This is a genomic window from Micromonospora luteifusca, assembly GCF_016907275.1.
Taxonomy (GTDB): Bacteria; Actinomycetota; Actinomycetes; order Mycobacteriales; family Micromonosporaceae; genus Micromonospora; species Micromonospora luteifusca.
In genome coordinates, this window is record NZ_JAFBBP010000001.1 from 624,235 (window position 1) to 648,751 (window position 24,517).

19 protein-coding genes are annotated in these 24,517 nt (G+C 70.5%); 11 read left to right on the forward strand and 8 right to left on the reverse strand.

Annotated elements, in window-relative coordinates; translation table 11 throughout:
- The first annotated feature begins 533 nt into the window (after positions 1–533).
- The gene (locus JOD64_RS02705) at positions 534–1,988 is read left to right on the forward strand and encodes an alpha/beta hydrolase-fold protein (protein WP_204940733.1); all 1,455 of its coding nucleotides are present in this window, start codon (positions 534–536) and stop codon (positions 1,986–1,988) included.
- An 88-nt stretch (positions 1,989–2,076) separates the two neighbouring features.
- Here JOD64_RS02705 and JOD64_RS02710 read toward each other — a convergent pair whose 3' ends face one another.
- The 4 genes from JOD64_RS02710 to JOD64_RS02725 form a co-directional block, all read right to left on the reverse strand.
- A complete protein-coding gene (locus tag JOD64_RS02710; RefSeq protein ID WP_204940734.1) occupies positions 2,077–2,586 on the reverse strand; it encodes a hypothetical protein in 510 nt (169 codons plus the stop codon).
- A gap of 186 nt (positions 2,587–2,772) precedes the next feature.
- Positions 2,773–3,480: an alpha/beta fold hydrolase gene (locus JOD64_RS02715; RefSeq protein WP_204940735.1), complete on the reverse strand. Its 708-nt coding sequence runs from the start codon at positions 3,478–3,480 to the stop codon at positions 2,773–2,775.
- 140 nt (positions 3,481–3,620) lie between these two features.
- The gene (locus tag JOD64_RS02720) at positions 3,621–5,981 is read right to left on the reverse strand and encodes an ABC transporter permease (RefSeq protein WP_204940736.1); all 2,361 of its coding nucleotides are present in this window, start codon (positions 5,979–5,981) and stop codon (positions 3,621–3,623) included.
- Positions 5,978–6,670 (reverse strand): ABC transporter ATP-binding protein, encoded by a 693-nt coding sequence (locus tag JOD64_RS02725; RefSeq protein WP_204940737.1) that lies wholly within the window; start codon positions 6,668–6,670, stop codon positions 5,978–5,980. The genes JOD64_RS02720 and JOD64_RS02725 overlap by 4 nt, the downstream gene beginning before the upstream one ends.
- Before the next feature lie 204 nt (positions 6,671–6,874).
- On the opposite strand from JOD64_RS02725, the gene JOD64_RS02730 reads away from it, so the two are divergent.
- Positions 6,875–8,197 (forward strand): sensor histidine kinase, encoded by a 1,323-nt coding sequence (locus JOD64_RS02730; RefSeq protein ID WP_204940738.1) that lies wholly within the window; start codon positions 6,875–6,877, stop codon positions 8,195–8,197.
- Between the two features lie 52 nt (positions 8,198–8,249).
- The gene (locus JOD64_RS02735) at positions 8,250–8,909 is read left to right on the forward strand and encodes a response regulator (protein ID WP_204940739.1); all 660 of its coding nucleotides are present in this window, start codon (positions 8,250–8,252) and stop codon (positions 8,907–8,909) included.
- A 92-nt stretch (positions 8,910–9,001) separates the two neighbouring features.
- Here the strand turns inward: JOD64_RS02735 and JOD64_RS02740 are convergent, their stop codons facing one another.
- Positions 9,002–9,481, reverse strand: a complete 480-nt coding sequence (locus JOD64_RS02740) for a MarR family winged helix-turn-helix transcriptional regulator (RefSeq protein ID WP_204940740.1) — start codon at positions 9,479–9,481, stop codon at positions 9,002–9,004.
- Positions 9,482–9,583: 102 nt separating this feature from the next.
- Between JOD64_RS02740 and JOD64_RS02745 the strand changes: the two genes are divergently transcribed.
- The 4 genes from JOD64_RS02745 (at position 9,584) to JOD64_RS02760 (ending at position 13,825) form a co-directional block, all read left to right on the forward strand.
- Positions 9,584–10,471 carry an NmrA/HSCARG family protein gene (locus JOD64_RS02745; RefSeq protein ID WP_204940741.1) on the forward strand — a complete coding sequence of 296 codons (888 nt, stop codon included), beginning with the start codon at positions 9,584–9,586 and terminating at the stop codon, positions 10,469–10,471.
- A 97-nt stretch (positions 10,472–10,568) separates the two neighbouring features.
- On the forward strand, positions 10,569–11,582 hold the full coding sequence (locus JOD64_RS02750; protein ID WP_204940742.1) for an RNA polymerase subunit sigma-70: 1,014 nt from the start codon (positions 10,569–10,571) through the stop codon (positions 11,580–11,582).
- Between the two features lie 17 nt (positions 11,583–11,599).
- Positions 11,600–12,055 carry a DUF6069 family protein gene (locus tag JOD64_RS02755; RefSeq protein WP_204940743.1) on the forward strand — a complete coding sequence of 152 codons (456 nt, stop codon included), beginning with the start codon at positions 11,600–11,602 and terminating at the stop codon, positions 12,053–12,055.
- Between the two features lie 285 nt (positions 12,056–12,340).
- Positions 12,341–13,825: a family 43 glycosylhydrolase gene (locus tag JOD64_RS02760; RefSeq protein WP_204940744.1), complete on the forward strand. Its 1,485-nt coding sequence runs from the start codon at positions 12,341–12,343 to the stop codon at positions 13,823–13,825.
- A gap of 74 nt (positions 13,826–13,899) precedes the next feature.
- Here JOD64_RS02760 and JOD64_RS02765 read toward each other — a convergent pair whose 3' ends face one another.
- Positions 13,900–15,165, reverse strand: a complete 1,266-nt coding sequence (locus tag JOD64_RS02765; protein ID WP_204940745.1) for a prolyl oligopeptidase family serine peptidase — start codon at positions 15,163–15,165, stop codon at positions 13,900–13,902.
- A gap of 142 nt (positions 15,166–15,307) precedes the next feature.
- Here JOD64_RS02765 and JOD64_RS02770 point away from each other — a divergent pair, with 142 nt between their 5' ends.
- Complete coding sequence (locus JOD64_RS02770) at positions 15,308–16,546, forward strand: MFS transporter (protein ID WP_204940746.1); 1,239 nt, start codon at positions 15,308–15,310, stop codon at positions 16,544–16,546.
- Between the two features lie 138 nt (positions 16,547–16,684).
- On the opposite strand, the gene murQ is transcribed toward JOD64_RS02770, so the two are convergent.
- A complete protein-coding gene (murQ, locus tag JOD64_RS02775; protein WP_307813187.1) occupies positions 16,685–17,578 on the reverse strand; it encodes an N-acetylmuramic acid 6-phosphate etherase in 894 nt (297 codons plus the stop codon).
- A gap of 388 nt (positions 17,579–17,966) precedes the next feature.
- Here murQ and JOD64_RS02780 point away from each other — a divergent pair, with 388 nt between their 5' ends.
- Genes JOD64_RS02780 through JOD64_RS02790 form a run of 3 tightly spaced genes read left to right on the forward strand, consistent with a single transcriptional unit; the run spans position 17,967 to position 23,637 of the window.
- Positions 17,967–19,529 (forward strand): sodium:solute symporter, encoded by a 1,563-nt coding sequence (locus tag JOD64_RS02780; protein WP_204940747.1) that lies wholly within the window; start codon positions 17,967–17,969, stop codon positions 19,527–19,529.
- 11 nt (positions 19,530–19,540) lie between these two features.
- On the forward strand, positions 19,541–20,737 hold the full coding sequence (locus JOD64_RS02785; RefSeq protein ID WP_204940748.1) for an anhydro-N-acetylmuramic acid kinase: 1,197 nt from the start codon (positions 19,541–19,543) through the stop codon (positions 20,735–20,737).
- A 26-nt stretch (positions 20,738–20,763) separates the two neighbouring features.
- Positions 20,764–23,637 carry an FAD-binding and (Fe-S)-binding domain-containing protein gene (locus JOD64_RS02790; RefSeq protein WP_204940749.1) on the forward strand — a complete coding sequence of 958 codons (2,874 nt, stop codon included), beginning with the start codon at positions 20,764–20,766 and terminating at the stop codon, positions 23,635–23,637.
- Between the two features lie 16 nt (positions 23,638–23,653).
- On the opposite strand, the gene JOD64_RS02795 is transcribed toward JOD64_RS02790, so the two are convergent.
- A complete protein-coding gene (locus tag JOD64_RS02795) occupies positions 23,654–24,478 on the reverse strand; it encodes an SAM-dependent methyltransferase (protein WP_204940750.1) in 825 nt (274 codons plus the stop codon).
- Between the last annotated feature and the right edge of the window lie 39 nt (positions 24,479–24,517).

Below are 24,517 nucleotides of genomic sequence, written 5' to 3' on the forward strand. Positions count from 1 at the left end.
GCCCCCCGGTGCGCTATATGTTAGAAGTGGCAGGGAGTCGGATCTCCATGCCACTTCTTCTTGTCCTCCTTCCGCCGCCAGCTGCGATCCTTCGCCCGCCTGGAGCGCGCCGGGTGCCCTTCCCCGGATGCCGGACCCCCACGACCGCGACCGCACCCTGCGTTCTTGCACGCCGGTGACGACGCTGCCACAGCCAGGGCCGGGAGCACTGCGGAGATCGACCTCATCGATGGCGCCACCAGGGGTGTCCCCGCATCCCGACAGCTCTGGGTGCTCTTGACATCGGAGAGCGTGCCCAGCCACACTTCGCCTTGCTAAATGGATTTAGCGTGGGCGAGGTCCACTACAGAGGGGTTGCTCAGATGAGGAAAGCGATCGGAAGACGCAGGCTCAGCCGTGCGATCTCGTTGCTCGCGATCATGTCACTCGGTGCAGGCACCATCTTCTCCACGCCGGCTGCCGCCGCAGGCAGGCCCTCGGTTGTGGAAGGCGCGACTGTCAAGGCTGACCGCGGTTCACCGACCGGTTACACAGTGAAGTTCGTCTACCACAATCCCAACGCCACCCAGGTCCGCCTTGCCGGGGACCTGACGCTGCTCGACCTCGGCACCGGCACCACGCGGTATCAGCCGGAAGAGTGGCAGCCGGGGCGCTACCACGCCGGAGGTACCGAGTTCCTCCGGGACATGACCAAGGACTCGAAGGGATACTGGTCGGTCTCGGTCCCGCTGCACGCCGGGGGCCTCAGCTACTGGTACCGGGTCTGGGACCCGACTCAGGGCTGGGTGAACAAGCGCATCTGGGATCCCGCCTCGACGGCCCCTCGGCCCCCGGGCGAGTCCTCGTTCCGGGTGCGGAACAACGACGTCCTCGACACCGTGTACGTGCCGTACGCCAAGAAGCAGAACGACCCGGTGCTGAAGGAGCGTGCCGAGTACGAGCTGCCGACGGCGGACCCCTCGAAGCGGGGCACCGTCCAGTACGTCCCCTACACCACGATCCTGGGCGACAGTGGCCACTACCTCGGCGTCTACCTGCCAGCCAACTACGATCCGCACCGCGCCGAGCCGTACAAGGTTGCCTATCTCGCCCACGGCATCTTCGGTGACGAGACCGACTTCATGGTCCCTGCGAACGTCCCGAACATCCTGGACAACATGACGGCCAAGGGTGAGATCGAGCCCACGGTGGTTGTCACCATGGGCAACCACTTCACGGGCACCAGCCTCGGCTTCGCCTCCTACAACCAGACCAACGCCGCAAACAACCTGGTCCAGACGATCCTTCCCCTCATCGAGGCGAACTACAACGTCTCGACCGAGCGCGCGGGGCGGGCCTACGCCGGCTTCTCGTACGGCGGGATGACGGGTGGCGTCGTCATCAAGAACTACCCGACCACGTTCGCCTTCTATGGACACTTCTCCGGTAATCCCTCCCTCACCGCGCAGGACTACGCCAACATCTCGGACGCGGTCGGGGACGACGACCTCTTCGTGTTCCTCGGCAATGGTGTCTTCGAGGGCAGTCTCGACGCCCAGAACGCCATCGCGAACAACTTCAGGGCTCAGGGGTTCGCCGCCGCGACGGCCCAGGTCCCCGGCGCGCACGACGGGATGACGGCGGGCCAACTGTTCACGATCTTCGCCAGGAACTACCTGTGGTCGGGCGTCGACTCGCACCCGGGCACGGCCAGAGTCGTGGTGAAGGCGAAAGCCGCACCCGCGTCGGTCGTACGCGGTGGCACGTTCACGCTGGACGTCGACGTGCGGGCACAGACCAAGCACAAGAAGGCGCCGAAGGTGACCGGTGAGGTCACCGTGACCTTCGGCGGCACCACGCAGGTGGTCGCGCTGACCGGTGGCGCAGCCGTCGTCAAACTGCCGACCACCGGACTGTCGGCAGGGGTGTACCCGGTGCACGTCGCCTACTCCGGTGACCCGACTTACGCCCCCGCCGCCGCGGTCCACCAGCAGCTGCGGGTTCGGTAGACAGCAGGCACGGTGGGCCGGCGACCTCGCGTCGTCGGCCCACCATCCGCGGTCCAGGGCGACTTCCCGCGTCGGAGTTCGCGTCTGGTCATGGCGTGAACGCGGAGGGCAGGCCGAGTTCGGCCCTGGCGACTTCGATGAAGTCGCGCTCGGCCGCCCACAGGGCGTCGAACCGGTCGGCCGGCAATGCGTCGGCGCTGTTGCCCGCTCGAACGGCCGCCAGGAGCCTGGCCTGGCGCACCAGCTCCGACGAGCCGCTCACCACCTCGGGTCGCCCGGCCACCAGCCGGAGCGCGGTCTTGGTGCTCTCCAGCCGCTCCCGGTAGCGGCTGCCCTCGTCGTCGAAGAACGGCATGAGGTCACCCGGATCGCGCGGGCGCGGCACCGCGGTGATGTGGGCAGCCGGGTTGAGGACGAACGCCACATACTCTCGGGCCGCGCCGATGAACTCGGTGTACGCGTTCAGCCTGATGTCACGCCACTGCCGGTCCTGGTCGCGGCGCCACAGCCGGTCCTGAGCCCGGACGGTGAGCCACCCACCGATCAGGACCGCCAGCATCGTCGTCGCAGCGGTGACACCCGCCTGGATCAGACTCACCGGCACCACCCCATGTTGATCCTTGACTCACCATACCGATCGATGTCACCACCACGGGAGGTCGAGCAAGGGCCCTGAGCTGCCGCAGGGGTGGCTCAGGAAGGGGGCGGACGTGCCCGTACCAAAAAGGCAGGGTGAGCGGAGCGCCCACCCTGCCCATCGGGCTTTTGCCGAAACGTCAGTCGCTCACGCCCGGACCGCCTCGATGATCGTCTCGGCGACCTCGCTCGGCCGGGAAACCACCATCGCGTGCGAACCGCCGACGACCTCGCGCTGGCCCCGCGGGTCAGCCCGCTCGGCCATGAACCGATGCGCGGCGACCGGGATGTTCCTGTCGGCGTCCCCGAACACGAACCAACTGGGCAGCAATCGCCAGGCCGGGTCGCCGGAGAGCCCCTCGCCCAGGGCCTGTTCGGTGATGGGCCGCTGAGTCCGAGCCATCAGCGCGGCGACGTCGGTCGACACGTCGGCGGCAAACTGCTCGTGATACGCGTCCTGGCCGATCGCCACCTCGTTACCACCGGTCGACACCGGGTACTGCACCAGCGTGTCGGCGAGCGTGCTGCCGGGGTATTTCCCGGTCAGCGACAGCCCCGACTCACCGGTGTCCGGGCAGAAGCCGTTGACGTACACGAGGGCCCGCACCGCTGACTCGTCGGCTGCGGCCTGCGTGATCACCATGCCGCCGTAGGAGTGGCCGACGAGGATGACCGGACCGCCGATTCCGCGTATCACGTCCCGCACGTACGCGGCGTCGGCCGCGACGCTTCGCAGCGGGTTGGCGGCGGCAACCACGTCGTACGCTGCGCCCAGCCGGTCGATCACACCGTTCCAGCTCGCCGACTCGGCGAACGCTCCGTGCACGAGGACGATGGTGGGCTGCGGTTCGGGCATGACACGAACTCCCTTACTCCGTGGCGCTGTTCACCCTCCGGCCGCGCCGGTGCGCCTGAATACCCCTTCCGCGAGGGTGAAACCTGCGGCCCTGGCACCGCCGCTCACGGGTGACCCCCATGAGCGGCGGCTCTTTCTCGTCACTCGGTGCGCAGGGCCACCGCGACCCTTGTCTTCGCCGCCCAGCCGGCGGGCAGCAGCGCGCCGACCACGGCGATGACCAGCCCGGCGAGGCCGAAGAACAGCAGATCGACCGAGCCGTACACGTCGAGGACCGAGTCGGGCAGGCGGAAGCCCACGCTGCCCGCCATCTCCGTGATGACCGTGCGTTGCAGCCAGACGCCGACCGCCGCACCGACCGCACCGCCGAGCAGGCCGGTGACCACGACCGAGGCGATGACCATCGCCGTGGTTTGCCGGGGGGTCATCCCGAGCGCCTTGTGCACGCCCAGGTCGTGGACGCGTTCCCGGGTTTCCAGGACGACCGTGTTCAGCACGCCGAGGCCGGCGACGACCATCAGCATGAGGCTGAGCAGTCCGGTCAGCGCGTTGACGATGATGATCATTCCGTCGGGTTGGTGGTTGAGGCGGTCGGCCGCCGCGCCGACCGGCTCCAGCGCGGTCGTCAACGCTTCGGCGTACGTCCCGACGTCGGTGCCGGACTCGACGGAGACGTAGTACATCGACGGCGCCAGCTCCGGCTCGGCCGCGCGCAGAGTGGCGATGTCGGTGACGACCTGCATGCCGTCGTTGTCGGTGTTGAACGCCTCACCGACGATCGTGACGGTGGTGTCGACGCCGCTGTCGGTCAGCACGATGCTGTCACCCACCCGTTTGCCGGCCGCGGTCAGGAACGGGGTCGAGACGACGATCTGCCCCGGCCCGGTCAGCCAGGTGCCCGACACCATCCGGTAGTAGCGCGCCGAGTCAGGCCCGGTGACGGCAACCGCGTCGAGCTCGCCGGTGATCCCACTAGCGGTGACCTCGCTGCGGGCCACGCCCATGTACCCGCCGGTACCCGCCTGGGCCGCGATCACCTTCTCGATCGCGGCCGGGTCGTCGAACGGCTGCGGCTTCCCTGGCCCCGGCGGCGGCTGCTCACCGGGCGCCATCCGGTGCGGCGCCCCGACCTGGACGTCGGCGATGTCCTCGACCTCCTGGACCCGGTTGAGTGACGTGCCGAGCCCAACCGCGAAGGTGACTGCGGCCGCACCGAACGCGATCGCGGCGACGATACTGACCGCTCGGACCGGTCGGGCGAAGGGGTGCGCCAGGCCGAGGGTCACCGGCCGGGAGATCGGCAGGCGGCTGGTCAGACGGGCCGCCCACTGGCCGCGGCCGGGTCGAGGGGTACGGCCGACGGCGAGCGCGTCGACGCTGCGCAACCGGCCGGCCCGGGCGGAGGCGGCCAGGGCGGTGACGGCCACGATGGTGAGCGCGCCGCCGACCACCACCGCGTCGACCCAGAGCGCGACCCCGTTGTCGTTCGTGCCGTAGAGCTGGTTGGTCTGCGCGAGGATCGGTACGGTCAGCAGGTTGCCGGCGACCACACCGAGCGCCGCACCGACCGTGGCCGGGATGAGTGCCTGACCCACGTACGCCCGGACCACCTGGGCCGGCGTGAAACCGAGCGCCTTGAGAATGCCGATCCGGCGGGTGGCGGTGGAGACCGCACCAGCGATCACGTTACCGATGATCAGCACCGCCATGACCACGCCCAGCATGCCGAACGCGATCAGGAACGGCACCAGCAGGAGGGTCTCACCGGTCGCATCCCGGCGGACGTCGAGCCACGACACCGCGCTGGCGAACGCGGCGGCGGGGACGGTCGCCTCCACCGCGGTCCGGCCGGCCTGGACCTGCTCGGCCGTGCCGGCCGTGGTGAAGCGGTAGAGCATCTGGTACGTGCGGGGACCATCGGGTCCGGCCCAGGCGGCGAGCTGTGCCGGGGTGGTCCAGGCGTCGGCGGTCCGGCTGGCCGAGCGGGCGACCCCGACGACGGTCACCGCTCGGCTGCCCGGCGCGTCGGACACCGTCCACTGCCGGCCGACCATCTGCGGTGGCAACTGCATGCGACCCCCGGTGGCCAGCACGATCTCCCCAGGGGCGGTCGCCCACCGGCCTTCGACGAGGCTGACCCGGTCGACCGCGCCGCCCGCGTCGGCACGCCCGACGACGTTCACCGGCGGTATCGGATCGCCCGTCGCGCTGATCAGGTTCAACTGCGCGTTCGGGAATGGTCCCGCCGACGCGGCAACCCCTGCGGCGCTCGCTGTCGCGGTCAGCTGCGCCTCGGTGACCGCGGCGGCGTTGAACTGGGCGGTGAGGTGCGCGCCCTGCTGCTGGCTGAAGGCCCGGTCGAAGGGCCCCTGGGAGGCCACCATCAGCGAACCGCCGAGGACGGCCGAGGTCACCGCGATCATCACGACCAGGCCGACCACGATCGTCTGTACGCGTCGCCGACCGACCCCGGCCCGGACCACCCGAGCCAGTGCGCTCATCGGACCTGCTCCATCGCGGAGTCGGCGGCGACCTGCCCGTCGAGGAGCTGGACGGTCCGGGTCGCGCACGCCTCGGCGAGCGTCAGGTCGTGGGTGACCACGACGATGGTCTGGCCGTCGGCGTGCAGCTCGGTCAGCAGCCGCATGACCTCCTCGCCGGAGGCGGTGTCCAGCGCACCGGTCGGCTCGTCGGCCAGCAGCAGCGCCGGCCGGTTCATCAGCGCGCGGGCGACGGCGACCCGCTGCCGTTCACCGCCGGAAAGCCTCCCCGGGTACGCACCGGCGTGCCGGCCGACGCCGAGCCGGCCGAGCAGTTCGGTGGCCCGGCGCTGGGCGGTGCCGCGGCCCATCCCGGCCAACTGCGCCGGCAGCATGACGTTGTCGGCGACGGTCAGGTCGTCCAGCAGGTTGAAGAACTGGAACACCAGACCGATCCGGGCCCGCCGGTAGCGGGCCGAGGCCGCCTCGCCGAGCTGGTCGACCCGGACCCCGTCGACGGTGACCGTGCCGGTGCTCGGCCGGTCCAGCCCGGCCACCAGGTTGAGCATCGTCGACTTGCCGCTGCCGGACGGACCGAGAATCGCCACCGCCTCGCCGGCCGCGACGCTCAACGACACCTCACGCAACGCCGGCGGCCCTTCGTCGTACCGGCGTGTCACCTCACGCAGTTCGATCAGCGGTGTGGTCATGTCCCCGTCTCCTCAGGTGGTCGTTAGCTGGCCAGGCTGACGCTAGGAGCGGGTACGGGCCGGACACATCGGCAGCGGGAGGCATCTTCCGTACCTCATCGGGATGAGCGGTTGCGGCGTCATCCCTGCGAGGTAGGCGTGCGGTGTAGGGCCGCCGCTCCTGCGGCCGATGCACCGGTCCGGCCCGGCGACGAGAATGAGCCGATGACGGGGCGTGCGGTGTTCATCCGGCTGTGGGCCGGCATCCGGTCCCTGGCTCGTCCGGTCGGCCAGCTGCCGCCGTTGTCGCGCCGGGGGCAGCTGTTCGACGCGCTCGTGGCGCTCGGGCTCGGTCTCGTCGCGATCCAGGCGGGCGTCGACGACCAGCCGGCGCCGGACCGGATCGCGTTCAGCCGGGGCGAGCCCCTGCCGGGCTACCCGATGCCGCCGCGGCCACCCGACCCGGTGTGGCCACCCTTCCTGCCGGTCGAGGATGACGGGACCGACTGGACGGCGGCCCTGCTCATCCTGGTCGTGCTGCCGCTGCTGTTCCGCCGCCGGTACCCGTTGGGGGTGCTCTGGGTCGTGCTGGCCACTGCCGTGCTCGTCGACGACAACCCGGCCGCGCTGCGGCTGTCCTTCTTCGCCTGCGTCGTCGCCGGCTACAGCGCCGCTGTCTTCAGCCCGTACAAGATTCTGGCGTTGGCCAGCCTGCCTGCGGCCGCGATTCTGCACGCCGGGCTGCAGTCGGACGCCAGCTCGGTGTCCGACAGCGCCGTGCCGTTCCTGATCCTGCTTCCGATCGCGGTGGCGGCCGAGGGGCTACGCCGGTGGAAGCAGCACGCGGACGAGGGCCGGGAGCGCATGTCGGCGATGGAGCACGAGCAGATCGAGGCGCTGCGCCGGGCGACGGAGTTCGAACGGGCCCGGATCGCCCGGGAGCTGCACGACGTGGTGACGCACAACGTGAGCGTGATGGTGATCCAGGCCGGCGCGGCCCGCAAGGTCATGGGGTCCAGGCCCGAGGACGCGCGGGCGGCGCTGCTCGCGGTCGAAGCCGGCGGCCGGGCGGCGATGACCGAACTGCGGCACGTGATGGGGCTGCTCACGATGGACGGTGACGTGATCGGGGCGGAGGGTGAGACCGATCTGGCGCCGCAGCCAGGGCTCGACGGGTTGGACGCGCTGGTGCAGCGGATGCGCGACTCGGGGGTCGAGGTCGAACTCGTCGTGCGCGGGCAGCGTGGGCCGCTGCCGTCCGGCATCGAGCTGACCGTGTATCGACTGGTGCAGGAGGCGCTGACGAACACCGTCAAACACGCGACCGGCGCGTCTGTACGTGTGCTCGTCGAGTACGCCGAGGACCACCTGCGGGTGGAGGTGACCGACACCGGCGGCCGAGCCGGCGTGACCGCCGGCAGCGGCACCGGGCGCGGGCTGATCGGTCTGCGAGAGCGGCTCTCGGTCTACGGTGGCACCCTGCAGGCGGGCCCACGGCTCACCGGTGGGTACCGTGTCGAGGCCCTGATCCCGGTGGAAAAGTCATGAGCGCGGGCAGCGCGGACGACGGCCGGGCGGGCACACCTATGGGGGGCACGGGATGACCGCAGCGCTGCGGGTGGTGGTCGCCGACGACCAGGCGTTGGTCCGGGCCGGGTTCCGGATGATCCTGACCGCCGACGGGATCGACGTGGTCGCCGAGGCGACGACCGGGGTCGAGGCCGTCGACGCGGTCCATCGACACCGGCCCGATGTGGTGCTGATGGACATCCGGATGCCCGACATGGACGGCCTCGCGGCCGCCCGCCAGATCCTCACCGGCGTCGGTGAGGCACCCCGCATCATCATGCTCACGACCTTCGACCTCGACCAGTACGTGTACGCGGCGCTGACCGCCGGGGCCAGCGGCTTCCTGCTCAAGGACGTCACCCCGGAGCAGTTGGTGGCCGCCGTCCGGCTGGTCCGCTCCGGCGACGCGCTGCTGGCACCGACGATCACGCGGCGGCTCGTGCAACGGTTCGCCCAACGCGACACCGACCCGCCGGCGATCCACCGGGACCTGAACGCCCTGACCCCGCGTGAGCTGGAGGTGCTGGGCCTTTTGGCCCAGGGCCTGAGCAACGTCGAGCTCGCCGGTCGCCTGCACCTGTCCGAGGCGACCGTGAAGACACACGTCGCCCGAATTCTGGCCAAGCTGGGCCTGCGCGACCGGGTCCAGGCCGTCGTCGTCGCGTACCGGACCGGCCTGGTCACCCCCTGATCGCGCTCGCCCGGTAGGTCGAGAACGACGCACGCGTTCGTGGGTCCTCGCGCTGGGCGACACCGTCGCGGGCACCCTGACGGGCCGCGGCTTCAGGCGGGCCTCGGTCGGGATCGCAGGCGACGCATCTGGGCGTGGCTGAGGTCATCGGCTCGCTGCATGTGACGGGTGATCACTTCAAGCTCCTCCTCGGTGTGGTCCTCGAGGATCGCCTGCCAGGCTTGGCCCAGGTCGTCCCAGACCGCGGTGACACGGTCGAGGCGTTCTGGCACCGGGGTGACCAGCACCCGGCGCCGGTCCTCCTGGTCGGGCGTGCGTTTCACGTAGCCCCCACGTTCGAGGCGGTCGACCAGGCGGGTGGCTGATCCCGTGGTGAGGCCGGTCATGTCGGCGATCTCTCGCACCGTGCGGGGCGCGGGCGCCGCCGAGAGCAGGCTCAGAAACTGCACGTCGGTCGGGTGCAGCCCGAGGTGGTCGGCGATGGCCTGGTTGAAGAGCACGTACGAGGCGAGATAGCGGCGGGACGCCATCGACAACTCCTCGTACAACCGGGTCCGGCGCGTTGCAGTCATCCGCAGCACATCCCAACTAGTTGCGCGACACAGCGATTTCACCTAATCTGCTGCGTGACGCAGTTAATGCGTCACGCAGCAATCCTACCTCCTGGAGAACTCATGCTCACCGTTGCCGTCACCGGAGCCACCGGCGCGCAGGGCGGGGCCACCGCCCGCGCCCTGCTGAAGGCCGGCCACCGGGTACGCGCACTCACCCGCCAGCCCGCGTCGCCGGCCGCCGAAGCCCTGCGCGACCTCGGCGCCGAGGTGCGCCAGGCCGACTTCGACGATCGCGCCTCCCTCGACACCGCGCTCGCCGGATCCGACTCGCTGTTCGCGGTCACCACGCCGTTCGGCACCGACCTCACCACCGAGGTCCGACAGGGCAAGGCTCTTGTCGACGCCGCAGCAGCCGCTGGCCTCGGCCACATCGTGCTGACCACCGTCGCGCACGCCGACCGCGGCACCGCCGTCCCGCACTACGAGAGCAAGCGCCTGGTCGAACAGCACCTGGGCGCCTCCGGCGTGCCCTGGACGGTCATCGCGCCGGCCGCCTTCATGGACAACTACGCCACCGGCTGGACCCTCGACGGCCTGCGCACGGGCACCTTCGCCTGGCCAATGCCGGCCGACCGGCCGCTCACCCTCATCCCGGCGGCCGACATCGGCGCGTTCGCCGCGCTCGTCCTACAGCGCTCCGGCGAGTTCGCCGGCCGTCGCATCGACATCGCCTCCGACGAGCGCACCCCCGCCCAGATGGCCGAAATCCTCGCCGGCGCCGTCGGCATCGCGATCACCCACCAGCAGGTGCCCCTGGCCCAGGTCCGACAGCGGTCCGCCGACCTGGCGGCCATGTTCGAATACTTCACCACCGTCGGCCTGGACGTGGACGTCGTCGCACTGCACCGCGACTACCCGGAGGTCGGCTGGCACAGCTTCGCCGACTGGGCCACCGCCCAGGACTGGCCCACGCTGCTGTCCGCCGCAACCACGAACCGCCGCCACTGAAGGCCGCCCACGCCGTCGACCGCCCCTGGTGATGAGTTCTCGCGCCCGCGCCCGTCATACCTAGGACGGGACACGACGAGACGGAAGGATGACACCGATGAGCGCGGACACACGGCTGGAGGAGCTGGGCGTGAGCAGCCAGGGCGGAAACGGTTTGGGCGAGGTCGACGAGCCGGCGTTCGCGGGGCTCGCCGAGCCGCACCGACGGGAGCTGCACGTGCACTGCTACCGGATGCTCGGGTCGTTCGAGGACGCCGAGGACACCGTGCAGGAGACGTTCCTGCGGGCCTGGCGGCGGCGGGAGACGTTCGAGGGGCGGTCGACGTTCCGGGCCTGGCTGTACCGGATCGCCACCAACGCCTGCCTGGACCTGCTCGCCAGGCGCCGCCCGGGGCCGGCGACCGGTGGCGAGGTGCTGTGGTTGCAGCCCTATCCGGACCGGCTGCTCGACGAGCTGCCCGCGGGCGACGCGGACGAGCCGGAGGCCGTCGCCGTCGCGCGGGAGACGATCGAGCTGGCGTACCTGGTCGCGGTCCAGCACCTCGCGCCGCGCCCGCGAGCCGTGCTGATCCTGCGGGACGTGCTCGGCTGGCCGGCGAAGGACGTCGCGGAGATCCTCGGGGACTCCGTCAACTCGGTGAACAGCGCACTGCAGCGCGCCCGCGCCGGGATGCGGGAGCACCTGCCCGCCGAGCGGCAGGACTGGACCGGCGGCGAGGAGGACGCCGGGACGCGCGAGCTGGTGCGCCGCTTCACCGACGCGAGCGTGGCCAAGGACATCGACGGGATTGCCGCCATGCTGCGGGACGACGTCCGCTGCTCGATGCCGCCCACGCCGGGCCTGCAGATCGGCCGCGACGCGGTGGTGAACGACTGGATCCAGGACGGCTTCGCAGACCTGGGGCACCTGCGCGCCGTCGCCACCTCCGTGAACCGGCAGCCCGCCGTCGCCTTCTACCTCTGGCGGAAGCAGGAGAACGTGTACCTGCCGCTGACGATCGACGTCCTGCGCATCACCGGCGGGGTGATCACCGAGATCATCATTTTCCACGACGACCAGTTCCCGCGGCTCGGGCTGCCCGAGCGCCTGCCGGCGAACGGCACGGAGTAGTCCCGGTGGCACGCGACATGAACAGCATGGTTGACACCGGGGTCGTCGCAGGCCCGGCATCGGGGCGGACCAGGCGCACCCACCGATTCCGCGGGCTCGCCGCCACCGGCCTCATTGCCACGCTCGCGGCGATGGTGGCCACCACCCTCGCCGCTGCGCTCGCCCAGGCCGTTGGCGTCGACTTCGAGATCCCCGATGGTGGCGAGACGATCCCGTTGCCCGGGTTCGCCGTGGTGACCGGCTTCTTCTCGGTCGTGGGCATCGTCATCGCCGGCGCTCTGCTGCGGTGGAGCGCTCGCCCCGCCCAGCGATTCGTGTGGACGGCAGTGTCGCTGACCGTGGTCTCGTTGGTCCCGCCTCTCCTCTCCGGGGCGGACACCGCCACCGTCACGGCCCTGATCGGGCTACACCTCGTCGCCGCGACGGTCATGATCCCGACCCTGGCGCGGAGCCTCCGCACCCGGACCGATTGACACACTCGACCTTGCAGGTCAGGACCGGATTTCCTTGACAGGCGTCGATGTTAACGCCAACACTATGACCGCAACACGGGCGCAACGCCACCGTCACGTTTCCCGGCCCGCTCGCGCTCCTCCCCCGGCGGGGTGCCGCGGGTCGGCCGTCCACGGTGGCGTGGCCACCAGGCGCGATCCGGCCCGGTTCACGGCTACTGCTCGGCAATCGACCGGATCGGCCACGGCGCACCGCTGGCACTGCCGTACTGACCAACTGTCGGTCACGAACCTCACGGAGGACAGATGCCGCTGCCACTCCCCGGAACCGACCCAGCCGCCCGCCGGGCACGCCGACGCCTACGGCCGGTTGTGGCCGCGGTGTTGGTGGTGCTCGCCGTGTCGGCCGGTCTGCCAGCGGCGGGGCCGGCGCAGGCCGCATCGGCCGTCAACTACACGAATCCGCTGGTGAACCAGCGGGCCGACCCGCACATCTTCCGGCACACCGACGGCTACTACTACCTGACCGCCACGGTGCCGCAGTACGACCGGATCGTGCTGCGACGTGCGACCACCCTGCAGGGGCTGGCGACGGCGGCGGAGTCGACGATCTGGTACCGGCACACCAGCGGAGAGATGGGCGCCCACATCTGGGCACCGGAAATCCACTTCATCAACAACCGTTGGTACATCTACTTCGCCGCGGGCCGGACCGACGACGTCTGGCGGATCCGGATGTACGCACTGGAGAACGCCAGCGCGAATCCGCTGACCGGTTCGTGGACCGAACGCGGACGGATCACGACCCCCTGGGACACCTTCAGCCTGGACGCTTCGACCTTCGTCGCGAACGGGGTGCGCTATCTGACCTGGGCGCAGCAGGAGCCAGGCATCTCCAACAACTCCAACGTCTACCTCGCCCGGATGGGTGCCAACCCTTGGCAGATCACGGGCACCGTGACCCGGCTCGTCGTGCCGACGTACGACTGGGAGACCCGCGGCTACCGGGTTGCCGAGGGACCGGCGGTGGTCCAGCGCAACGGTCGCATCTTCCTGACCTACTCGGCCAGCGCCACCGACGCCAACTACTGCCTCGGGATGCTGAGCGCCTCCACCACCGCGAACCTGCTCGACGCCGCCTCCTGGAGCAAGAGCCCCACCCCGGTGTTCGTCAGCAACGCGGCCACCAGCCAGTACGGCCCCGGCCACAACTCGTTCACGGTCTCCGAGGATGGGCAGAGCGACATCCTGGTCTATCACGACCGCAACCACCGCGACATCACCGGCGATCCCCTCAACGATCCGAACCGGCGGACCAGGCTCCAGAAGGTGTACTGGAACGCCGACGGCACCCCGAATTTCGGCATCCCGGTGCCCGACGGGGCCACACCGGTGCGGCTGCGGTCACACGACCAGGCCAACAGCTACGTCCGGCACTACGACTACCGGGCGCGGATCGAGCCGAACGTGACAAACCTGGCCGACTCCCAGTTCCGCATCGTCACCGGCCTCGCCAGCGGCGGATCGGTGTCGCTGGAGTCGACAAACTTCCCCGGGTACTACCTGCGCCACCGGGGCTATGCCCTGTACGTCGAGAAGAACGACGGCTCCGCCCTCTTCGGCGGCGATGCGAGCTTCCGTCGCCAATCCGGCCTTGCCGACAGCGCCGGGATCTCCCTGGAGTCCCACAACTTCCCGGGCCGACATGTGCGCCACCGCAGCGGACTGCTCTATGTGGAGGCGGTCAGTTCGAGCGCCGACCGCGGCTCGGCAACCTTCCACCTTGAATAGCCGCCCGCAGGGTGCGGTGCCCGCGGTTGTCGTCCAGCTTGCCCGGAGGCCGGGGCGTTGGACCGGACGGCAGGTCACCGACGACGGCGGGCCATCCACTGCCAGATGTGGATGCCGTTGAGGCTCGGGTCGTTGCGGGCCACGTAGATCCAGGACCAGTGACCAGGGAACTGGTAGCCGTTCCAGACGACGTGGTCGTACAGGCTGATCAGTGATCCCGGGATGAGGTCGTGGGCGTGGATCGTGTTGGTCTCGGGTGGCACGGTGTCGTCGTCGCGGGAGGTGACCAGCCAGGTCGGGGTCTGGATCTTTGCCAGCTCCGCGTCGGTGATCAGCAGCGGGCCCTCCCCGCCGAGCGGCTCGACGACACCACAGATCGGCACCGACGCGGCGAACAGGTCGGGATAGGCCACGGTCATCTCCAGGGACATGTAGCCGCCGTTGCTGCAACCGACTACGTAGATCCGGTCGGGGTCGACACGCTTGCGGCGTACGAGGTCCTGAACGATCTCGCGGATCAGCGGGGCGAACCGGGGGCCGTCCTCCATCCAGTAGGAGGTGCTCTGCGGAGCGACGACGTACGCGCCGGAGAAGATCCGTTGAGCCTGCGGGGTGGCGAAGCCGAGCGCTCCCCGATTGGCGCGCAGCGTGGTCTCGTTGTCGTAGTAGTCGTCGGGCAGCGAGGCACCCTCGCCGCCGCCGTGCAGCCAGACGATCAGCGGGCGCCGGCCGTGCCGGGGCGAGTGGTCGGGCGAGTACAGCCGGTACTTCAGGCCGGAGCCCGAGACGTGGTAGCTGAAGGCGTCCACCTCGGGGTTCGACAGCCGTCCCTGCACGAAGCGCGTGATGGTGACCGGCGAGCCGTGACGCCGGACGAGCGGGGTGTTCTGCGTGATGGTGTAGACGAGGTCCAGCTGGACGTTGCGGCCCCTGCTCAGGATGTAGCCGAGGGTGCCACCGCCGGGTTGACCTTCGGCGTGGCTCAGCTCCAGCACGATGTTGCCGTGCCGGTCGAGTCGGGCCGCGGTCACCGTGCGGTCCATGTCGTACTCGCTGAAGATCTGATCGCCGGGGGCGATCGGGATCGGGCTGGTGGCCTTGGCGTGCACGGTGAACGTGCCGGGGGTCAGCCCGGCCGGGTCGATCGGCCCGAGCCGGCCGGTGTCGAGGGTGACCGAGGTGACCTGCTCACCGCCGTCGAGCGTTCTCGCGTCGAGGGTGAAGCTCACGCTGGTGGGGTGGTGACCACCGGCTTGGGCGGCGAGGCCGGGCAGGGCCAGGCCGATGGCGGCACCGGCCCCACCGGCCAGAACGGTGCGGCGAGTGACAGACGTGGACATGCGGGCCCCCGTACCTGTTACGTAGACGTTCGTCGATAGCACCTCAACGTAGCGTCGCGGAGATCCGCTGGCAACCGGTGCCGCCACGAGCGATCAGGCAGGGTCGACCGTCAGCCCCTCCACCACTATAGTCAGTTCCACTATGGAACTTACTGCGTTCTGGCGTTGGTGGATTGCCGGCACGACCAGCCACCTCGGCTCGGCGGTCGGCGGGCTGGCCCTGCCACTGACCGCGCTGGTCGTGCTGCACGCATCGGCCTTCGAAATGGGTCTGATCACGGCGGCCGGCTATCTCGCGTACCTCTTGATCAGTCTGCCGGCGGGGGTGATCGTGCAGCGCATGCCGCTGCGCGGCATGCAGGTCGCCCTGGATCTGATCCGGGCCCTCGCCATCGCGTCCGTCCCCCTGGCGTGGTGGTACGACACCCTGACGGTGGCCCAACTGGTCGTGGTCGCCCTGGTCGTGAGCTTCGCCAACGTGCTGTTCGACGTGGCGAACCAGACCTTCCTACCGGAGATCGTGCCGGCCGCCCAGTTGCAGGCGCGCAACAGCCTCACCTCCGGCACGCATGCCGCCGCCCAGTTGGGCGGGCCGTCCCTGGGCGGGCTCGCGGTGCAGTTGCTGGGTGCGGTGCCGACGCTGCTCGTGGACGCCGTCAGTTACCTGGTCTCCGCCGTGCTGCTGCGCACCCTGCCCGCCCGGCGGGTGCAGCGACCGGACGAGCGGCCACCGATGGTCACGATGATCCGCGAGGGCTGGCACTACGTGCTGCGACACCCGATCATCGGGCCGGCCATGTGGGATGCCACCGCGACGAACTTCGTCAACGGCGCCATGCTGGCTCTCTTCCCGTTCTATCTGTTCCGCGAACTGCACGCATCGCCGCTCCTGGTCGGGGTGCTGATCGCCGCCGACGGTCTCGGCACGCTCATCGGCGCCGCGCTGACCACCCGCTTCACCGACCGGTTCGGCACCGCACGTGGCCTGATCATCGCGGCCTTCGTCGGCGTGGTCGGCGCGCTCATCATTCCGCTGGGCACCGGCAACGCCGCCTATGTCGCCTTCGCCGTCGGGAATCTCATCTTCGCCGGCTCCACGGTGGTGCTCAGCGTGACCACCCGCACGTACCGGATGCTCGCCAGCCCGCCGGAGCTTCTGTCGCGGGTGATCGCCACGGTCAAGTTCGTCTCCTGGGGCGCCATCCCGCTCGGCGGCCTGCTCGCCGGCGTCCTGGCCGGGCCGCTCGGCGCCCGCACCACCCTGCTGATCTTCGGCGCGCTCACCGTGCTCTCGCCGATCATCTACCTGTCGACCCCGATCCGCCGGCTGCGCGACCTGCCGCTCGACACCGCTCCGAAAGCCGCCGAAGCTCGGGTCTGAACCGCCCCGTCCACGCTGACGGGGCGCTTCGTCGACCTGACTCCGGACCGCACGCGGACCGTCCCCACCGCCGAAGCCCCGGTGCGCACGACGGCCTCTCGGGGGTCAGGCCGCGGTACGCACAGCGACCTTCCTGCGTCAGGCCGCGACGGCCGCCCGGACGTCGTCGCCCGCGTCGCGCAGCCGTGCCGCGGCCTCCTCGGCGCTGCAGTTCGCCAGCAGCAGCACGATGGCCGTCTTGGCGTGCCCACGCGCCGCCGCGAGCGCCCGCGTGGCGGTGTCGAGATCGGTGTCGGCGGCTTCGGCGACGATCCGACGCGCCCGATCGACGAGCTTCTCGTTGGTGGCGTTCATATCCACCATCAGGTTGCGGTAGACCTTGCCGAGCCGGGCCATTGTTGCGGTCGAGATCATGTTGCAGACGAGCTTCTCAGCGGTGCCGGCCTTGAGCCGGGTGGAGCCGGTGAGCACCTCGGGGCCGGTGGGCACCTCGACGGCGACGTCGGCGTACCGGCTGATCACCGCTTCGGAGTTGCAGGCGACGGAGACGGTCGCCGCTCCGAGCGCGCGGGCGTGAGCCAACCCGCCGACCACATACGGGGTACGGCCGCTGGCGGCGAGCCCGACCACCGTGTCGCGGGCGGTCAGGCCGATCGCGTCGAGGTCGGCGACGGCGCCGGCCGGGTCGTCCTCCGCGCCCTCGACGGCGACGCCGAAGGCTCCCGCTCCGCCGGCGAGCAGACCGACGACCCGGTCGGGTGACGTACCGAAGGTGGGTGGGCACTCGACCGCGTCGAGCATGCCGATCCGGCCGCTGGTGCCGGCACCGAGATAGATCAGCCGCCCGCCCTGGCGCAGCGACGCCACGACGACGTCGACGGCCGCCGCGATGTCCGGCACGGCCCGCCGGACGGCTTGCGCGACCGAGTGGTCCTCGTCGTTCATCGCGAGGAGCAACTCCGTGGGGGACATCTGGTCGAGATCACTGGTCTTCTCGTTGCGGGTTTCGGTGCCGAGGGTGCTGAGGTCCACGGGTTGTTCGTTCCTCTCGCTGGTGTTCAGTCGCCGGGCGGCGAGCGGTGGCTCGCCGGTGCGGTCGACGTCGAGCGCGTGCTCGCGGCGGCCAGGCTGAGGGCAGTTGGGGACGGGCCCCGGCGGTCCGGCAGGACCACGTCGGCAACGCGCCGTTTCGACCGTGCCAGCCTCGGCGGCACGGTGTGATGGTGTGTGCCCGGGATGTCGCTTCGGGCCGCATCCGGTGCCGGCTCCCGACGGCCGGGCACGTTCTGCTGGGCCACCGTCTCCCCCATATCAGCAGGCTGGGACCACAGCGTAGCCAGCCCGGACCGGCAGTGGCAAAAAGTTTCGCGTTACCCTTGGCCAACGTCACTTATTGACAACCGCTGGTTGGGAGTGAGCCGTGCGTCAACTCGACCTTGTCGTAATCGTGCTGTACCTCGTGGTGATCGCCTTCGTCGGACTACGACTTTCTGGCAAGCAGAAATCCGCCAAGGACTACTTCGTGGGCGAGGGTCGACTGCCGTGGTGGACCGTCTCGTTCTCCGTGGTCGCCACCGAAACCAGCGTCCTGACCGTGATCAGCGTGCCCGGTGGCGCCTACAGCGGCCAGGGGTTCGGCAACGTCGAGCTGGCCCTGGGCTACGTCATCGGTCGCGTCGTCGTGGCCGCGGTTCTCATCCCGCTCTACAAGCGCGGTGGCTTCGTCAGCGCCTACCAGTACCTCGGGGAGCGGTTCGGCCTGAAACTCCAGGGCCTGGCGTCGATCACGTTCGTCTTCACCCGTCTGCTCGCCGAGGGCGTACGGCTGTTCGCCTCGGCCATCCCCATCAAGCTGCTCCTCGACGAGTTCGGCCTTCAGGTCGGCTACCAGGCGATCATCATCGTCCTGACGCTCATCACGGTGGTCTACACCTACCTCGGTGGCATCAAGGCGGTCATCTGGACCGATGCCATCCAGATGGGGCTCTACCTGGGCGGGGCGATCCTGGCCATCGCGGTGCTCAGCCACGCCGTCGGCTTCGACGGCTACTCGCAGGCGCTGGACGCCGGCAAGTTCCAGCTCTTCGACACCAACTTCACGCTCGCGCACGTGCTGACCAGCCCGTTCGCCCTGCCGACCGCCATCATCGGCGGCGCGATCTTCGCGATGGCCAGCCACGGGTCGGACCAGCTGATCGTCCAGCGCATCCTGTCCACCCGCACGCTGCGCGAGGGGCAGAAGGCGATGATCTCCTCGGGCATCTTCGTAGTGATCCAGTTCGCGGCGTTCTCGCTGGTCGGCGCGCTGCTGTGGTCGTACAACAAGGGTCAGACCTTCAAGGAACTCGGCCTGGCAAGTAGCGACAACCTCTACCCGAGCTTCATCCTGCACGCCCTGCCGGTGGGCATCTCGGGTCTGCTGGTGGCCGGCATCCTCGGCGCCGCGATGGGTTCGCTGTCGTCCGCGCTGAACTCGATGTCGAACTCCACAGTCGCCGACTTCATCCACAGCTTCTTCCGGAAGGTCCCGTCGGATGACGTGATGCTCCGGCTCGCCCGGGTGATGACCCTGGTCTGGGCGGTGCTGATGGCGATCTTCGCCTGCGCGTTCAGCTCAAGCACCGGAAACGTCTACCTGACCGGCCTGACCATCGCGGGCTACACCTACGGGGCACTGCTCGGGGCCTTCCTGCTCGGCCGTCTCGTCAAGCGGGCCAACCAGGTCGACGCGGTGATCGCCTTCCTCGTCACCGTGGCGGTGATGACATACATCGTCCGCTACGTCAAGATCGATGTGACGACGGCCGGGACCACCACCGCCACCGCCATCGCCGCGCAGTGGCTGGTGCCGATCGGCGTCCTGATCACCCTGCTCGTCGGCACGGTGTCGAGCCGGTTCCACCCGGCCCCGGCGACGCCGTACGACCACCGGCACACCGACGAGGCCGATGATCCGGCGGCGGCACCCGCCGGACGGGCGTGAAGGAGGACCTGATGCGCGTGATCGGCCTGATGTCCGGCACCTCCTACGACGGCATCGAAGCCGCCGCGGCCGAGTTCGACCTGAGCGGCGACACCGTGCGGATGCGACCCCTGGGCCGCCTCAGCCACCCGTACCCCGAGCAGTTGCGTGGCAGGATCGCCGCCGCCCTGCCGCCCGCCCCGACCACCACCGAGGCGATCTGCGTGCTGGACACCGGCATCGGCCAGGCCTTCGCGGAGGCCGGCGTGCGGGCCCTCGCGGAGCTGTGCGACGGCGATGCCGAGCTGGTCGTCTCGCACGGGCAGACCATGCACCACTGGGTCGAGGCCGGCACGGTTCGGGGCACGCTCCAGCTGGGTCAGCCGGCCTGGATCGCGGAGGCCACCGGCCTTCCGGTCGTGTCCGACCTGCGCAACCGCGACGTCGCCGCCGGCGGTCAGGGCGCGCCCCTGGTCGCTCTCTTCGACGCACTGCTGCTGGGTGGCCTGCCCGGTGTCCCGGCCGCGCTGAACCTGGGCGGCATCGCCAACATCACCGTCGTGGCGCCGGACGCGGACCCGCTCGCGTTCGACACCGGACCGGCCAACGCCCTCCTCGACGCCGCCGCGCGCCACTTCAGCGGGGGCACCGAGGAGTACGACCGGGACGGGCGCGGCGCGGCTGCCGGGCAGGTGGACCAGGCCCTGCTGCGGCGGCTGCTCGACGAGCCGTACTACCGGCTGCCCGGCCCGAAGAGCACCGGGAAAGAGCTGTTCCATCTGCCCTACCTGCTCGCCGCCCTCGCCGACGCGCCCACGCCGGACCCGCAGGACGTGCTGGCCACGCTCACCCGACTGACGGCGGTCACGGTCGCGGGCGCCTGCCGCGACCACGGCGTCACCCGGCTCGTCGTCTCCGGTGGCGGCGCACACAACCCGACGCTGATGCGCATGATCGCCGACGAGCTGCCGGGCGTCCACCTGTCGTCCAGCGACGACCTGGGCGTCGCATCGGACGCCAAGGAGGCGCTGGCCTTCGCGCTGCTGGGCTACCTGACCGTGCACGGGCTGCCGGGCGCCCTGCCCTCGGGCACCGGCGCGCGGCACGCCTCCGTGCTCGGCAGCATCACCCCCGGCCGGCAGCCGCTGCGGCTGCCGGACCCGGCCGGCACCGCTCCGCACCGACTGCTGATCGCCGGCCATGCCGCCGTGCCACCGGTAGCCAGCTGACCACGTTTCCCGGGGAGGACCCGCCGATGAGTCCCGTCGTAGGAGTACCCGCGCCGACCGCGGCCGACGTCCACGCCCGCGAGGTTGCCGAGCTGCTGCGCTCGCGCCTCACGGATCCGACCCGGGCCAGCACCGAGCTGCCCCGGAGGCTGGCGGCGGCGCACGACGCCTCGCCGTACCTGTTCGAGCCGCAGGCCGTGGTTCGCGCCGCCTCAGCGGCCGAGGTGGGGGCGCTGATGGCCGGGGCCCGGGAGGCCGGTGTGCCGCTGATCCTGCGCGGCGGGGGCACCAGCCTCGCCGGGCAGGCCGGCGGCACGGGGATGCTTGTCGACGTCCGCACCGACTGGCGGCACGCCGAGGTGCTCGACGACGGTCGCCGCATCCGGCTCCAGCCGGGTCTGACGATCCGGCAGGCCAACGCTCGGCTGGCCCGCTACCGACGCCGGCTCGGCCCGGACCCGGCCAGCGAGGCCGCCTGCACGGTGGGCGGCATGGTGGCCAACAACTCCAGCGGGATGACCTGCGGCACCACCGACAACGCGTACCGCACCATGGAGTCGCTGCGCTTCGTCCTGCCGTCCGGCACCGTCGTCGACTCCGGCGCCCGCGACGCCGACGACCGGCTGCGGGCCGACGAGCCCGAGCTGCACGCCGGGCTGCTGCGACTGCGCGACCGGGTGCGCTCGACACCGGGGTCGCGCGCCACGATCGAGCGGCTGTTCGCGATGAAGAACACCATGGGGTACGGGCTGAACTCCCTGCTCGACCACAGCAGCCCGGTCGACATGCTGGCCCACCTGATGATCGGCAGCGAGGGCACGCTCGGCTTCGTGGCCGAGGCCGTCTTCCGTACCGTCGAGATCCAGGACCACGCCGCCACCGGCCTGCTGATCCTGCCCGGCCTCACCGACGCCACCGACGCGCTGCCCGCCCTGCTCGCCGCCGGCGCCCGTACCGCTGAGCTGCTCGACGCGGCCGCCCTGCGGGTCAGCCAGCGCGACCCGGATGCGAGCCAGGCCCTGCGCGGACTGACGATCACCGGGCACGCCGCACTGCTGGTGGAGTTCACCGAGGACAGCGCGGAACGGCTGGCCGCGACGCTGGCCGACGCCCGAGGAGTGCTCGACCGGCTGCCCGCCGTCACCGGCACCGAGCTGACCCACGACCCACGCGAACGGGCCCGGCTCTGGCACCTGCGCAAGGGCCTCTACACCGCGGTCGCCGGCGCCCGCACACCCGGCACCACGGCCCTGCTGGAAGACATCGCGGTGCCGATGCCGCGCCTGACCGGCACCTGCGACGGCCTGATCCGCCTGTTCGACCGACACGGCTATCCGGACGCGGTGATCTTCGGACACGCCCGCGACGGCAACCTGCACTTCATGCTGACGCAGTCCTTCGACACACCAGCAGAGATCGACCGCTACGCCCGGTTCACCGACGACATGGTCGACCTCGTGCTTGCCGAGGGGGGAACACTCAAGGCGGAGCACGGCACCGGCCGGGCCATGGCCCCCTTCGTCCGCCGGCAGTACGGCGACGAGTTGTACGACGTGATGCGCGAGCTCAAGCGGTTGTGCGACCCGAGCGGTCTGCTCAACCCCGGTGTGCTGCTCAACGACGACCCGACCGTGCACCTGCAGCAGCTCAAGGCCGTCCCGACCGTCGACCCCGAGCTGGACGCCTGCGTCGAGTGTGGCTACTGCGAGCCGGTCTGCCCCACCGCCGACGTCACCACCACACCTCGGCAGCGCATCGTCCTGCAACGGCAGATCGCCCTCGCCACCGCCGCCGGAGACGAGGAGCGCCGCCGGGAGCTGACCACCGACTACGCGTACAGCGCGGTGGACAGTTGCGCCGCGGACAGCCTCTGCGTCACCGCCTGCCCGGTCGGCATCGACACCGGCGCGGCGATGAAACGGCTGCGCGCCGAACGGCACAGCCCTCTCGCCCAGCGCACCGCCCGCGGTGCCGCGCGGCACTGGAAGACCGCCGTGGCAGGCGTCCGGGTGGGACTGAACGCCGCACACACCGCACCGACCCCACTGACCCGCGCCGCCACTCGGGTGATCCGTGGGCTCGGTGCCACCGAACTCGTACCCCTGTGGAGCGACGACATTCCGCGCGCCGGCGCTCCCCGCCCCGCACCCCGCAGCGCGCCGGACGCAGAGGCCGTGTTCTTCGCGGCCTGCATCGGCAGCATCTTCGCCTCGGAGGACGGCCCGTCCGGCGGCTCGGCGGCGGCGTTCCTACGCCTGTGCGAACTGGCCGGGGTGCCGCTCGTCGTACCGGCCGGCACCGCGGGCCTGTGCTGCGGAACGCCCTGGCAGTCCAAGGGCTACCCCGTCGGTCACCGCGAGATGGCCGAACGGACCCTGGCCGCACTCTGGGTGGCCAGCGACCAGGGTCGCCTACCCATCGTGTGCGACGCCTCATCCTGCACACACGGGCTGACGCAGCTGACCGACGCCCTGGCCGAGGAGGACCGGGCACGTTACCGCGCTCTGCGCTTCGTCGACAGCGTGACCTTCACCGCCGAACACCTCCTGCCAGCGCTGCCGGAGCCCCGACGGATGGGCTCGTTGGCCCTGCACCCGACGTGCTCCACCGTGCACCTCGGCGGCATCGACGACCTGCGCACGGTGGCCCGGGCGGTCGCCGACACCGTGACCGTGCCGGACAGTTGGGGGTGCTGCGCCTTCGCCGGCGACCGAGGGCTGCTGCATCCCGAGGTCACCGCCAGCGCCACCGCGGCTCAGGCCGCCGAGGTCAACCAACGCGGGTACGACGCGTACGCCTCCTGCAACCGCACCTGCGAGATGGGCATGAGCCGGGCGACCGGGCAGCCGTACCGACACGTGCTGGAAATTCTCGTCGAGGCGATCGAGCCGCCGGCGTAGCCAGGGCCCGCATCCGTCAACGTTTGCGGGCCACCCCAGCGAGCATGGTGTAGTAGGTCTCCTTCTGCTCGGCCACGGCCTCACCGTCGGGCCGCCACTCGGCCAGCGGCACCAACCCCGGCTCGATCAGCTCGAAGTCGCCGAAGAACGCCTCGATCTCCACACGGCGGCGCCAGCGCCCGGTGCCCAGGCCCTCGTTGAACACCCGCTCGGACTCGCGCACCCTCGCGGACGTCTCCGGATGCTCCTCGGCCGGATCCCAGAAATGCGTGATCGCCAGATGGCTGCCGGGCGGCAGCGCGTCCCGCAGGGTCGCCGCGATCCCGCCCGGGTCCTCGGCATCGTGCAGGTGGTGCAGGACCGAGAAGAGCAGCAGACCGATCGGCCGGGTGAAGTCGAGCTTCTCCCGCACGACGGGGTGCGCGAGTATCGTCTCGGGGGAACGGATGTCCGCCTCGATCAGCGCACTGGTGTCGTCGCCGGCGAGCAGCGCGCGCCCGTGCACCAGCACCGACGGATCGTTGTCGACGTAGACGACCCGTGCGGCCGGATCGACCTCGTGCGCGACCTGGTGCACGTTGGTCTCGGTGGGCAGCCCCGATCCGATGTCGAGGAACTGCCGGATGCCTGCCTCGGCCGCCAGGTGACGCACCGCCCGGCGTAGGAGAGCCCGGCACGCGCGCCCCGCCTCCAGCCCGTCCGGTGCGATCTCCAGCACGCGCTGGGCGACCATCCGGTCGACCGCGAAATTGTCCTTGCCGCCGACCATGAAGTCGTAGACCCGGGCGATGCTCGGGGTGGAGATGTCAACGCCTGGGGGTGCTACCTCTTCTGCGGTCATCGGGCACCCTCCGTTGTGGAATCGACGATCCGGCATCGA